General features: G+C 60.8%; 11 protein-coding genes. 3 read left to right on the top strand and 8 right to left on the bottom strand.

The genetic code is table 11. The features are described 5' to 3' along the window. Nucleotides 1-35: 35 nt before the first annotated feature. The 7 genes from AC0V6V_RS10050 to AC0V6V_RS10020 form a co-directional block, all read right to left on the bottom strand. Nucleotides 36-686 carry an endonuclease III domain-containing protein gene (locus tag AC0V6V_RS10050; RefSeq protein ID WP_486165245.1) on the bottom strand — a complete coding sequence of 217 codons (651 nt, stop codon included), beginning with the start codon at nucleotides 684-686 and terminating at the stop codon, nucleotides 36-38. Between the two features lie 39 nt (nucleotides 687-725). Further along, nucleotides 726-1565, bottom strand: coding sequence for a DMT family transporter (locus tag AC0V6V_RS10045; RefSeq protein WP_486165244.1), 840 nt, complete (start codon nucleotides 1563-1565; stop codon nucleotides 726-728). Between the two features lie 14 nt (nucleotides 1566-1579). Then, complete coding sequence (locus AC0V6V_RS10040; protein WP_486165243.1) at nucleotides 1580-2287, bottom strand: endonuclease III domain-containing protein; 708 nt, start codon at nucleotides 2285-2287, stop codon at nucleotides 1580-1582. Further along, nucleotides 2265-2807: a metal-dependent hydrolase gene (locus AC0V6V_RS10035; protein WP_486165242.1), complete on the bottom strand. Its 543-nt coding sequence runs from the start codon at nucleotides 2805-2807 to the stop codon at nucleotides 2265-2267. The genes AC0V6V_RS10040 and AC0V6V_RS10035 overlap by 23 nt, the downstream gene beginning before the upstream one ends. 13 nt (nucleotides 2808-2820) lie before the next feature. After that, the gene (locus tag AC0V6V_RS10030; RefSeq protein WP_486165241.1) at nucleotides 2821-3432 is read right to left on the bottom strand and encodes a YceI family protein; all 612 of its coding nucleotides are present in this window, start codon (nucleotides 3430-3432) and stop codon (nucleotides 2821-2823) included. Nucleotides 3433-3514: 82 nt separating this feature from the next. After that, the gene (guaA, locus tag AC0V6V_RS10025; RefSeq protein WP_486165240.1) at nucleotides 3515-5089 is read right to left on the bottom strand and encodes a glutamine-hydrolyzing GMP synthase; all 1575 of its coding nucleotides are present in this window, start codon (nucleotides 5087-5089) and stop codon (nucleotides 3515-3517) included. Between the two features lie 1011 nt (nucleotides 5090-6100). Further along, on the bottom strand, nucleotides 6101-7648 hold the full coding sequence (locus AC0V6V_RS10020) for a class I adenylate-forming enzyme family protein (protein ID WP_486165239.1): 1548 nt from the start codon (nucleotides 7646-7648) through the stop codon (nucleotides 6101-6103). Nucleotides 7649-7857: 209 nt separating this feature from the next. Between AC0V6V_RS10020 and gyrB the strand changes: the two genes are divergently transcribed. From gyrB to AC0V6V_RS10005, 3 genes are all read left to right on the top strand, one after another. Then, complete coding sequence (gyrB, locus tag AC0V6V_RS10015) at nucleotides 7858-10413, top strand: DNA topoisomerase (ATP-hydrolyzing) subunit B (protein ID WP_486166083.1); 2556 nt, start codon at nucleotides 7858-7860, stop codon at nucleotides 10411-10413. 114 nt (nucleotides 10414-10527) lie between these two features. Continuing rightward, a complete protein-coding gene (locus AC0V6V_RS10010; protein WP_486165238.1) occupies nucleotides 10528-11616 on the top strand; it encodes an AI-2E family transporter in 1089 nt (362 codons plus the stop codon). 112 nt (nucleotides 11617-11728) lie between these two features. Next, on the top strand, nucleotides 11729-12511 hold the full coding sequence (locus AC0V6V_RS10005; RefSeq protein WP_486165237.1) for a M50 family metallopeptidase: 783 nt from the start codon (nucleotides 11729-11731) through the stop codon (nucleotides 12509-12511). Here AC0V6V_RS10005 and AC0V6V_RS10000 read toward each other — a convergent pair. Beyond that, nucleotides 12508-13146: a hypothetical protein gene (locus tag AC0V6V_RS10000; protein WP_486165236.1), complete on the bottom strand. Its 639-nt coding sequence runs from the start codon at nucleotides 13144-13146 to the stop codon at nucleotides 12508-12510. The two genes, AC0V6V_RS10005 and AC0V6V_RS10000, sit on opposite strands and share 4 nt — an antisense overlap. Nucleotides 13147-13216 lie beyond the last annotated feature (70 nt).

Below are 13216 nucleotides of genomic sequence, written 5' to 3'. Positions count from 1 at the left end.
CCGTTTCGCCGCCGCCCTAAGCCGTAGCGTCAGCTTTATGCCTTCTCAATCGGCCCGGTCTCGCACAGATCGCTAACCACGCAGATTTCGCATTTGGGCAGGCGCGCGCGGCACACTTTCTTGCCAAACTGGATCAGCCAGAAATGCCCATCGGCGAGCGACCACTCTGGGCTGCGCGCCTCCAACTGCTGCGCGGTCTTCTCCGCCGTCTTCGCTTCGGTCAGACCGATCCGATTGCACACCCGGTGCACATGAGTGTCGACCGCGATCACGCCTTTGCCAAAGGTAAAGCTCATCACGATGTCGGCGCATTTGCGGCCGATGCCAGGCAGGCTCATCAAGCCCTCGCGCGTGTCCGGCACCACGCCGCCATGCTCCTCAATCAGAGCGCCACAAAACTTGCGGATATTGCGGGTCTTATTGTTGTAGAGCCCGCACGGTTTGATCGCTTCGGCAATCGCCTCATCCTCCAGCGCGAGCATATCTTCAGGCGTTTTGGCGAGCTTGAACAGAGCCTTCGTCGCGGCGGCCGTGTTGCGATCGAGCGATTGCGCAGACAGCATGCAAGAGATGCAGGAGCGAAAGGCATCGGGCTGCCCCTTTGGCCCCTTCGCATTCTTCGTCCGCCCCGGCATGGCCTCTGACAAACGGCGATAGACGGTCTCAATCTCGGTTTCGCTCAGCATGCCTTATCAGCGAGCGGGCCGTTGCAAAGTTCCGCAGTGCTACTGATCTCGAGGTGCCGCCGCATTCACCGTTAGCGCAATGCCGCCCAAGATCAGCGCGCCGCCAATGACGACGCCCATTGTCAGCGCCTCTGCCAGGAACAATGCCCCGCCCAGCGCCGCGACGACCGGTGTTGCCAATTGCACGCTGGCGACCGTTGCCAGGCCGAGTTTGGGCGCGACCTTGTACCAAACGACATAGCCCAGCGCCGAGGTGACCACGCCAGAGACCACCGCCAGCAGCGCGCCATCCCAGCGCGGCATGGTGCTGTCGAGCAAGAGCATCGGCCCGACGATCACACTAGCGATCAGGAAATACCTCGCGGTGCTGCCCGTCGCCCCGCCCGGCGCAGCGCCAGAGCCGCGCCCGATCAGAGTGTACACGCCCCAGGCCATGCCCGCGCCCGCCATCAGCAGTCCGGGCAAGAGGCCCGCCGCGCTGCGCCCCGCCTCCCACGGCGCGAGCACATAGATCAAGCCGCCCAGCGCAATCATCAGGCCGAGCCAGCCGCGCATGATCAATCGCTCGCCGCGCACCACGCCGATGGTGATGATCGTCGCCTGGACAAAGCCAAACAGGATCAGCGCACCGATCCCTGCGCCCAGATGGAGATAGGCGAGCGAGAATCCGGCGACATAGGCCGCAAGCGCAAACGCTCCGGGCAAATCGCGACCCGATGGCCTCGCACCAAGAAACGGCAGCAGCACCAATGCGCCCGACGCCAGTCTGATCGCGGAATAGGCCCCCGCCTCAATCGCGCCATCTGCCAAAGCGGCCCGCGCCAGCAGCGAATTGCCAGCAAAGGCGGCGACCGCCAGCGCAGCTAGCAATGCCGTCATCAGCGCACCGCCCTTCATGGCCGCTCCGCCCGGCCCGTGTCGCAATTGTCGCGCGCAGGGCATCCCTCACAAGCGGCCTTGCGCGGGCGGCAATGGGTCTGACCCAATTTCTTGAGCAGCAGGTGATGCTCGTCCATATCTTCTGCGCTCCATTCAGACGGCACAATCGGCATCAGCGCATCATAAGTGCGCGCGGTGTCTGCCTTGGCCGGGACAATCCCCATACGCTGCATGATCCGCCGGTGATGCCCGTCAATCACCATCGCTTTGCGGTTGAAGGTGCTGGCGTTCATCACCCCTGCGCTGTTCTTGCGCGCGACACCGGGCAGCGTCTCCAGCCACGCCATTGCCTCCTCGGTGGGCAGGTTGGAGAGATGCCGCAAATCCACCGAGCCGCGCTCTTCCATAATCGCGTTCAGGCACTGCTTGGGCCGGTTGGCCGCGACGCTGGGGAAGGTCTGCCGCTGCAATCGCGCCTCCAGTTTTGCCTCATCCACCTCGGCCACCGCTTCCCACGATCCATATTCCGCCAGCAAGGCGTCGGTCGATGCGTTGGAGGCCGCCGTCTTGGTTTGCGCCCCGATCACTCCGTGCACTAGCACCCACACAGGATCGCGGCGCTTATCATCCGGGCGAATGATCCGTCCGAAAGTCGCGGTCAGCCCCGCCTGCAAACGGCGCAGAATTTCGGTGCGCGGATCAGAGCCGAGGTCGAGTTGCATTGCCTCGCGATACGCGCCGCAGCCCCCACCCGGCAAGCGCAAGTGCAATGCAGGGCAGCCAAATCCATCGAAGCTCAGAGGCCAGTGTCGCCACCCCGCGCGCGGAGAAGAAATTCGCCCCAATCGGCGAGACGCGCACCGGCGTGTAAAGCGCAAAGATGCGCGTGTTATCAACCGGCCACCACAATGCCGCGCCCAACCCGCCATTGGTCAGCGTATCGAGCAGCCCGTGGCTGGCCATCGCAAAGGTCAGGAAAGCCCAGGCGCCCAAATGTCGCGCCTCTTTCCAGATCAGCGCGGTGGCGGCGGCAAACAATGCGGCAAAGGCGAGCGAATGCGTCGCGCCGCGGTGGCCCCATTCATGCGCATAATCGATCCCAAGCGGAAAGCCGATGACATCGGCGTCCGGCAGGATCGCAAAGGCGGCCCCGGCAATGGCAAGCTTAGGCGAAATACGCCCCCGCCCAGCGGCAGCAGCGATGGCTAGCGGGACAATGGCGTGGGTGAAGATGGTGGGCAAAGGCGGGGCGTGTCTAGCGTTCGAAAGTCAGGCTGAATGTCACGGGCACAATCGGCGTGATCGACGGTAGTCCAGCGAGCTCTTGCAATTGGTCCAGCCCATCGGTGAGATCCAACCGCGCAGCCTCTACGATCACAGGCGCGTCCGAGACTGCCATAACGCGGTTTTCGCCGATGCGTGTGACTGTCACCTCGGCCTGAAACGGAGCCTCTGCACCTTTAAGCGACAGTGTCCCATCCAGCGTTGCATCGGTGCTGGCCCCAACAGCGAGGCCTTCAAACGCCGCCGGGTCAATCTGCGCGCTCACGGTCGCGGTGGGATTGTCCGCGACGATGAAGAAGATGTCGCGCATCCGTTCGTTGCGGATATCCACCCCGGTCTCAACCGAGGCGAGGTCTATTTCGATGGTCGCTGCGCCATCGGCGGCGACACTACCGGAGAGCGTTTCAAAGCTGTTGATCTCAGCGATCTCATCCGCCTTGATCGAAACATAGGACAGCTCTGATGCCTCAGCATCCAGCGCCCATGTCCCCTGCGTCACAGCAGCGGGCACAGCGGGGGCTTGAGAGCAAGCGGCGAGGCCGAGAAGGGATGCAGCGGCGGCGGGGCGAAAGAAATTGGTCACGAAGTAAACCTCTTAAGTGAGAACAGCGAATTCACTACCTGCAATGTTTACGTTTCAGCACGGCATTTGGTTGCAGGAAAGCCTATTCCCACTCAATAGTCCCGGGCGGTTTGCTGGTGTAGTCATAGACCACGCGGTTGATGCCCTGCACCTCGTTGACGATGCGGGTTGCGCAGCCGGTTAGGAAGCTCGCGTCGAACGGATAGACATCGGCCGTCATGCCGTCAGTGCTGGTGACCGCGCGCAGGCCGCAGACATTGTCATAGGTGCGGTGGTCGCCCATCACGCCGACGGTTTTGACCGGCAGCAGAACGGCAAACGCCTGCCAGATCGCATCGTACAATCCGGCGTTGCGGATTTCTTCGAGATAGATCGCATCCGCCTTGCGCAGGATATCGCAGCGTTCTTTGTTCACCTCGCCCGGAATGCGGATCGCGAGGCCTGGACCGGGGAAGGGATGGCGGCCAACGAATTGCTCGTCGAGGCCCAGTTCCCGGCCCAGCGCGCGCACTTCATCCTTGAACAATTCGCGCAGCGGCTCGACCAGTTCCATCTTCATCCGCTCTGGCAGGCCGCCAACATTATGGTGGCTCTTGATCGTCACCGATGGCCCGCCGGTGAAAGAGACGCTTTCGATCACATCGGGATAGAGCGTTCCCTGCGCGAGGAAATCGGCCCCGCCCAATTTGTTCGCCTCTTCCTCAAACACGGCGATAAATTCGCCGCCGATGAATTTGCGCTTCGCCTCCGGATCGGAGACGCCGTCAAGGCCCGCCATAAAGCGGTCCTCTGCGTCCACCACGACCAGCGGAATGTTGTAATGATCGCGGAACAGGCTCTCGACCTGTTCTCGCTCGTTGAGGCGCAGCAAGCCATGATCGACGAACACACAGGTCAGCTGATCGCCGATTGCCTCGTGGATCAGAATTGCGGCAACAGAGCTGTCGACTCCTCCGGATAGGCCGCAAATTACCCGGCCAGAGCCAACCTGCTCGCGGATTTCGGCGATCTTTGTCTCGCGGTAAGCGGCCATGGTCCAATCGCCCGCCAGCCCGCAGACCTTATGCACGAAGTTTGCCAGCAGCTTGCCGCCATCGGGCGTGTGGACGACCTCTGGGTGGAATTGCGTGCCGTAATATTGGCGCTGCTCATCGGCGATGACGGCGAAGGGCGCGCCGTCGCTGGTCGCAACAATCTCAAAACCGGGGGCGAATTTAGTGACCTTATCGCCGTGGCTCATCCACACCTGATGCCGCTCACCCTCGGCCCAGAGGCCATCGAACAGAGCGCAGGATTTCGTCACGGTCAGGAACGCACGGCCAAACTCGCCGCCTTCACCCGTTTCATGGCCCCGCCGCACTTCGCCGCCAAGCTGATGCGACATCACTTGCTGGCCATAACAAATGCCCAGTATCGGCACGCCGGCATCAAACAAGACCTGCGGCGCGCGCGGGCTACCCTCATCCGGAACGCCGGCTGGCGAGCCGGACAAGATAATGCCCTTCGGCTTCATCCGGTGAAAGGCTTCCTCCGCCTGGGTGAAGGGGGCAATCTCTGAGTAGACCCCGGCCTCGCGCACGCGGCGCGCGATCAGCTGGGTCACTTGGCTGCCGAAATCGACGATCAGGATGGAATCGGGCGTATGGGTGTCTGACATGCGGGCCGGGTTAAGCAGCGGCTGCGGCCAAGTCTAGTGGCGCGCGCGCGGCTTTGCGCAATCATGCGAAGCGTGCATCAGTTATGTTGCAAAAAACGCAAATGTTTTGCGAATTTTGGCATTTGTGTTCGATTGCGTGAAACACCATTTGGCTCTTGCAACAACGAAACGAGCCTCCTCTCCCGCTCTTTTCGTTGTCGCAAAGGCGTTGGCAAAGCTTCCCCCGCTAGCCATCGCCAGCCTGCTTATCGCCCCCGGTACGGGGCCAAGCGAGCCAGCGGACGCGGAAGACCTGAGGCGCGAGCAATCGCGCCGCACGGCCCAGCCCGACCCGGCCCGCCCGCCAGCGCCCTACCTCAGGCGCATAATGCGGACCCTCCCTTCCCGTGCGAAGGGGGCGATAAGCCCAGCAGGCATAAGAGACGCGGCCGGCTTGTCCTCCCTCAGGGCCCACACTCGGCCCCAATGGCGGCCGCGTCTCGATTGCCTGCGATCTACATATCGAACGGAACGGCCTCAAATTGCGGCGCATATGCGGCGCGATGCTTCCACTGCGCCTGACCGTCTGCGACATATGTGATCGAAGATGCGTAATGAACGCATGGCGTTATGTAACTTTATTGCGGCCCTTGCGAACTAACCGCTGACACCAAGTTCACGACCCATTTAAAGGAATTCAAAATGCGTATCATCTCTGAGAAAATTCTCGCCCTGACCGTTGCCCTCGCCGTTAGCGGCGCTTCGCTTCAGGCTATTCTCGTCTAAAATCTGAAAATAATTTCCCAATCTTTTCAGATCCCTGATCGAAAAGATGCCGGAAATGAAAAAAGTCCGCAGGCGCTTGTAACCCAATCGGCAAACCCCGCGAACTTCATAGTGTACGCTCAAGACCACCCTGACTTGAGCCAACACAATGCGCGGTCACCGGCTCACCCCCCTGACCCCCCTGAAAGGCTGGTGGCCGCGCATCCCCCCTCTTCAAAGAAACGCTCTGAGTTTGCAGCGCTCAGCCTATTCGGCGAGCGCCTCTGCCCGCTCGCGCAGCTCAGTCTTCAGCAATTTGCCAATGTGGCTGCGCGGCATTTCCGCGATAGCGTGCAAGCGTGACAATCGCTGGGTCTTGCCCAGCCGCGCGTTCACCGCGCCGCATATCTCAGCCACGTCACGCGCCGCCCCTTCCAGAACCACAAAGCCGACCGGGGTCTCGCCCCATTGCTTTGACGCGATGCCGACCACTGCGGCCTCAAGCACGTCAGCCTCTTTCTCCAGCTCCGCCTCCAGATCGCTGGGGTAAATGTTGAACCCGCCAGAGATGATCATGTCTTTGGCCCGGCCGACCAGCTCGACAAAGCCATCCTCATCAACGCGGCCAATGTCGCCCATCCGCATCCACGCTTCGCCGGTCGCGGGATCGTTCCATTGGGCCTCTGCGGTCTTGCCAGGCTGGTTTTTATAGCCCGCCATCATGGTTTGGGATCGCCCGATCAGATTGCCTGGCGTGCCAACGGGCACGGGTTTGTCTTCATCATCCAGCACTTTAAGCTCGCTGCCCGGCGCGGGCCGCCCGACCGTGTGCAGCTTGTCCGGAAATTCGTGACAGGCGAGCAGGCACACAACCCCGCCTTCCGTCATCGAATAGATCTCGATCAGCCCGCCCGGCATGCGCGCAAGCACTTCGCGCTTCAGCTCAGCGGAAAACGGCGCAGAGGTGCAATATTTGAGTGCAAGCGACGAAAGATCAAAATCGTCAAACTGTGCAAAATCCATCAAACGCTGATATTGCACCGGCACCAGCATAGTCACATTACTGCGATCCGCCTGAGCGTGGGTGAGCCAGCGTTCGCAATCAAATTTGCCCATAATGCGCACCGTCCCGCCCGCCAGCAGTGGCGGCAGAAAGGCGACCATGGTCGTGTTGGAATAGAGCGGCGTGCTGGCGAGCGAGCGGACCTCCAGCCCCGCCTCCAAATAAGAGGCAGCGGTCGCGGCGAATTGCCGCCAGCGCATTTGATGCGAATGAACGATTCCCTTGGGAATGCCGGTCGTCCCGCTGGAATAGATAATGTTGAAGGCGTCTTTGGGATCAGGCTCGAACTTAGGTGCAAGCGTACCAGCGGGCGCCATCCAGCTGCGCACATCTTCAAGCGGGACATGCTCAAGCTCTGTCAGAAACCCAGCGCCCAGCTCATCCGCCTTCGCGCTGTCAATAAACAGATGCTGCGCGCCCGAATCCTGTCCCATGCCAGCCAGTTGCTCTGGCGATGCGCTGGTCGTCAGCGGCGCAGCCACGCCGCCCGCGCGCACGGCGGCCAGAAACACCAAGGCGTAGTTGATGCAGGACGTGCCAAGGATCGCGACCGATTGCCCGCGCTCCAGCCCCGTCTCCACCAGCCGCGCAGCCAGCCTTGCGGTCAGCGCATCCAGCTCAGCCCAAGTGACCGAGCCCTGCTCATCAAGCAATGCGGGCTTATCAGGCTGAATTTCAGCCCAAGCGCTAAGGGTTTCGGAGAACGAACCATAGGGCTGCGTCAGACGGGCAAGCATTGTGTCGATTGTCATATCGGCGGACCTTAATGGTCAGCGCGCGCCGCGCAATGCTTCAAGCCGGCGACGCAGTTTCTTCGCGCCCGTTCACCACGCAAAGATCAGCCCGGCGACAGCGACAAAACCCCCGCCAGACCAAGCCCAAAAATCCGGTTTCAGGCGGACAGTGGAAAACCTCGAACTCTACCCTGCATTCGCTTGGGGTTCGCCCGCAGAGCGCCTATATGATGGGCATGGACGACAACACCTCAGAAACACCCGAAAACACTCCTGAAACTGGCTCCAGGCCGGAAAAACAACAGGGCGAATATGGCGCCGATTCGATCAAGGTTCTCAAAGGCCTTGATGCGGTGCGCAAACGCCCCGGCATGTATATCGGCGACACCGATGACGGATCGGGCCTGCACCATATGGTGTTTGAGGTGTCAGACAACGCGATTGACGAAGCGCTCGCGGGGCATTGCGACCTCGTTCTGATCGAGATGAACGCCGATGGCAGCGTCAGCGTCGAAGATAATGGCCGCGGCATTCCCGTTGGCATGCACAAGGAAGAGGGCGTTTCCGCCGCAGAGGTCATCATGACCCAGCTGCACGCGGGCGGTAAGTTTGAAAACACCTCTGACGACAACGCCTATAAGGTTTCTGGCGGCCTGCACGGCGTGGGCGTGTCTGTGGTCAACGCTCTGTCTGAATGGTTGGAGCTGAAAATCTGGCGCGACGGCAAAGAGCATTGGATGCGCTTTGAACACGGCGAGGCGGTGAACAGCCTCGAAATTCTGGGTGATGCGCCCAAGGTGGATCAAAACCCGGACGATAACGGGTTTAAAAAGGGGACGCGCGTCACCTTCCATCATTCGAACGACACGTTCAAAAACGTCACCGAATACGACTTTGACAAGCTGGAGCACCGCTACCGCGAGCTTGCTTTCCTCAATTCCGGTGTCCGCATCCTCCTGCGCGACAATCGCGGCGAGGAAGTGCAGGAGCATGACCTGTTCTACGAGGGCGGGATTGCCGCATTCGTGCGCTATCTTGACCGCAATAAAGAGGCGCTGATCACCAATCCGATTTCTGTTTCGGCTGAGAAGGAAGGCATTGGGATCGACGTCGCGCTGGAGTGGAACGACAGCTATTACGAAAACGTCCTCACCTTCACCAACAACATTCCACAACGCGATGGCGGCACGCACCTCGCGGCCTTCCGCGCGGCGCTGACCACCACGCTCAACAATTATGCTGCGTCCAGCGGCCTGCTCAAGAAAGAGAAGGTCACGCTATCAGGCGAAGATATGCGCGAAGGGCTGACCGCCATCGTCAGCGTCAAATTGCCTGACCCGAAATTCTCGTCGCAGACCAAAGACAAGCTGGTCAGCTCTGAAGTGCGCCAGCCGCTGCAATCGCTGATGGGCGAAAAGATGACCGAATGGCTGGAGGAAAACCCAGCCGAGGCAAAGATCATCATCCAGAAGATCATCGATGCCGCCGCCGCTCGCGAAGCGGCCAAGCGCGCTCGCGAAATGAGCCGCAAGGGCGCAATGTCGGTCGCATCCCTCCCCGGTAAACTCGCGGATTGTCAGGAACGCGACGCGACAAAGGCCGAACTGTTCCTAGTAGAGGGCGATTCCGCTGGCGGTTCTGCCAAGCAAGGGCGCGACCGCAAGACCCAGGCGATCCTGCCGCTCAAAGGTAAGATCCTCAATGTGGAGCGCGCACGATTTGACCGGATCATCTCCTCGAAAGAGGTCGGCACGCTGATCCAGGCGATGGGCACCGGCATTCGCGATGAGTTCGACCTTGAAAAGCTGCGCTATCACAAAATTGTAATCATGACCGATGCTGACGTCGACGGCGCGCACATCCGCACGCTGCTGCTCACCTTCTTCCACCGGCAGATGCCGGAGATCGTGAAAGCCGGGCACCTCTTCATCGCTCAACCGCCGCTGTATAAGGTCGCGAAAGGCCGCAGCGAGGTCTATCTGAAGGACGACCGCGAGCTTGATCGCTATCTGATCCAAGGCGGATTGCAGGGACGCGTCCTCGACAGCGGAGCCGCGCAGCGCAGCGGCAATGAGCTGGAGGCGCTGGTCGATCACGCACTGCGCATGCGCAACCTCATCGCCTTCGCACCGCGCCGTTATAACTCGGCCATTGTCGAGGCGATGGCCCTCGCTGGTGTGTTCGATCCCGATGATCTCGGCTCTGCTGAAGCGCTCGATAAAGCCGCCGCGCGCCTGCAATCAGGCGATGCCGATGCGAAATGGAGCGCGCGCCGCACCGAAGATGGCAGCATCGCCTTTGAGCGCCTGTGGCGCGGGGTCACCGATGCGCATTTGTTTGAGGCAAAGTTCCTCGAAAGCGCCGAGGCACGCAAAATGCACAGCGTCGCTGGCGAAGAGGCGGATGTCTACGACACGGCGAATGTGCTGGTGAAATCCACCGCCAGCGATAGCGACGACGCGGGCGATGAGAGCAGCGATGATGCGCCGGTCGCCGCCAACGGTGATGATGCGATCACCCGCCCGACAGAATTGCTCGATGCGGTGCTGGCTGCTGGGCGCAAAGGCCTCTCGATCAGCCGCTATAAGGGGCTGGGCGAGATGAATGCGGAGCAGCTATGGGAGACCACGCTTGATCCAGAGGCGCGCGTACTGCTGCAAGTGAAGGTCGAAGATGCGGACGTGACGGACGAGATCTTCACCCGCCTGATGGGCGATGTGGTGGAGCCACGCCGCGAGTTCATTCAGGACAATGCTCTCAATGTCGCGAACCTGGATGTGTAGAGGCTAGCGGGGCCGCTCGGCGGCTCCAAAGCCCTTACCCATCCGTCATCGCTGGTGGCCCTTATGGCGCGGAGACTCTTGAAACCGCCCGTGTTTTAGCCGAGATGGAACGCTATGAGCGAAGTCCATCACAAAACCCCGCTAGAGCAGTCCAGCTTCCTATTGCTGGTCGCCGCTGTCACCATCCTGTTGCTAGTGATTGTCTGGCCGTTTTTTAACCCGCTGCTGTGGGCTGCTCTGGCCGCGGTGATGTTTCGCCCGCTGCACCGCTGGGTGCTGGCGCGGGTTGGCGGGCGGATGAACCCGGCGGCTGGAATCACCATGCTGATCATCACCTTTGCGGTGTTGCTGCCGGCGATGTTTATCGGCGGATTGGTGATTGACGAGGCCGCGACGGTCGTAGCCGCGTTCCAAAATGGCGAGATCGATATCGCCGCCTGGTTCAACACCATCTATGCCGCTGTGCCGCTGTCGATCCGGGAGTCCCTCGAAGCCGCAGGCTGGACCGACCTTTCCAATCTTCAGGCCCGCGCACAGGAAGTGATCGGCGAAAGCGCCGGGATCATCGCCCGCCAAGCGGTCGCTGTAGGCGGCGGTGCGCTCGGCTTCTTCCTCAGCTTCACGATCGGGCTGTATGTCACATACTTCCTGATCCGCGATGGCAAGCGGGTGGGCGAGACGATCCTCTCTAGCCTGCCACTGGAGCGCCCGATTGCAGACCGTCTGGCCGAGAAATTCCTCTCCATCGTGCGCGCCACGATCAAAGGTTCGCTGGTTGTCGGTCTGGTTCAGGGTGCGCTAGGCGCGGCAACATTCTGGATCGCGGGCATTCCCTCTGCGATTCTTTTCGGAGTGGTCATGGCGATACTCTCGCTGATCCCGGCAGTGGGCACGGCGCTCGTGTGGCTGCCCGCGGCGCTGTATCTGCTGGCGGTGGGCGAGATCTGGCAGGGCGTATTCGTCCTGTTTTCCGGCGCGCTGATCATCGGCATGGCAGACAATGTGCTGCGCCCCATATTGGTGGGCCGCGACACCGGCATCCCTGATTGGATCATTCTGGTCACGACATTGGGCGGCATCGCTTTTGCAGGCTTTTCCGGCATTGTCCTGGGCCCGCTGGTCGCGGGACTGTTCTTGGCCAGCTGGTCGATCCTGCAGGAGCAGCGCGCCGAGGGCGAGGAAAGCGTTCCCGCTGCACCCTGATCTGTAGGGCACTCGCGGCCGCACCGATCCGCTGGCGGATTGAAAAATTCGCTCGCCCTGCCCATGTTGGATGGGTGAGAGACAGCCAAACAATATCGGGTAGCGCCCAGTAATGCAGTCTATGGTCAAACCCGGCAGCCAGGCCGAGCAGGTCGGGCGGCTCATCCTGGCCGTGGTGGTGATCCTGTTCATCCCCGCTTTGCCGTTTGGCAATTACATCATCTATCCGTTTTCAATCCTAACCACATGGTTCCACGAAATGGGGCACGGGATGACCGCGATTTTAACCGGTCAGGAATTTGAGCGCTTGCTGATCTATGCCGATGGATCGGGCGTTGCCGAGAGTCGCCTCGACGGTGATGCCGGCCCCTTTACCAAAGCCGCGATTGCCGCTGGCGGTCCGCTGGCGCCCAGCGTGGTTGGAGCGGCGCTGATCCTCGCTAGCGCCAATGCGAAATATTGGCGGCCGGCTCTGTTTGCGCTGGCCGGAGCGATTGCAATCTCCACGGTGTTCTATGTCCGCTCCGGCGTGGGTCTGGCGATGCTACCGCTGGTGGGCATGCTGATCGGCGTGATCGCGTGGCGCGCGCCCGATGGGCTGGCCCGCTTTGCGCTGCAGTTTCTCGGCATGCTGGCGGCGATGAGCTTGCTGCGCGATTTCGACTATCTGTTTACCGAGCGCGCAGTGATCGGCGGCAATTCCATGCTGTCGGATACCGGCGCGATTGAAGCGGCGCTGTGGCTGCCGCATTGGTTCTGGGCCGCGGCGCTGATCGCCACATCCACGTTAATGATCGGGGCGAGCCTGAAGTACGCCTTGTCTGATCAAAGCAAACCGCGCCGCCCGCTGCCGCGCCCCAACAATGTGCTGCAATTTAGGGATCGCAAGGATTAGGGCGCGATGCGCAGGGTGTTTACCCCGCCCGCGCTAGTTCCCGTTTCGCCTGAAAGTCCGGCAAAGATCGTATCGATAATCCGCGCGAGTTTTTCCTCGGTCAGCTTATCGCCCATCATCACCAAAGCATCAGGCAGGGTGTAGATGCTGACCATTTGATTGATAAGCGACAGCGCCTGATCAATCTCCAGCCCGGCAAAGAAGCCATCGGCCTGAGCCTCTGCAATCAACTCGCACAGATAATGGTCTGCCAGATCAATGTTGGAGCGGATGCGTTCGAAATTGGCAGTGCCCAGCTCGCATATGATCGCGAAATATGCCGGGTTCTCGCGGTAGCGATCGCGCGAAATGACGAAACGGCGGCGGAAAAATTCGTAAATCTTGCGGTTTGGCGGCAGATCGCTCGCCATCACTTCTTCCATCGCCGCAATGTTCGGCTTCAGCCATCGCGCCGCGACAGCGTCAAAGAAGTCATCTTCATTCTCGTAAATTTCATCGAAGCGCGCGCGCGACAGGCCGCTCTCACCGATCACGGTCTGCATCTCAATTGCACTGCCGCGCTGGTCCACCAGATCAAGCGCAAGCTGCGCGATCCGCTCACGCTCGCTCTCAATTGCATGCTTGGTCAACGGCATTGGACCACCCTCCTAATCGAGACGCTTATGTAGGGCCGCGGCGGGGCGTGTTAAAGGCATATTGCAGCTC

It is taken from the genome of Erythrobacter sp. S249, assembly GCF_057364975.1.
Note: the sequence above shows the minus strand (reverse complement) of the source record. Positions and strands in the feature narration are given on the sequence as shown.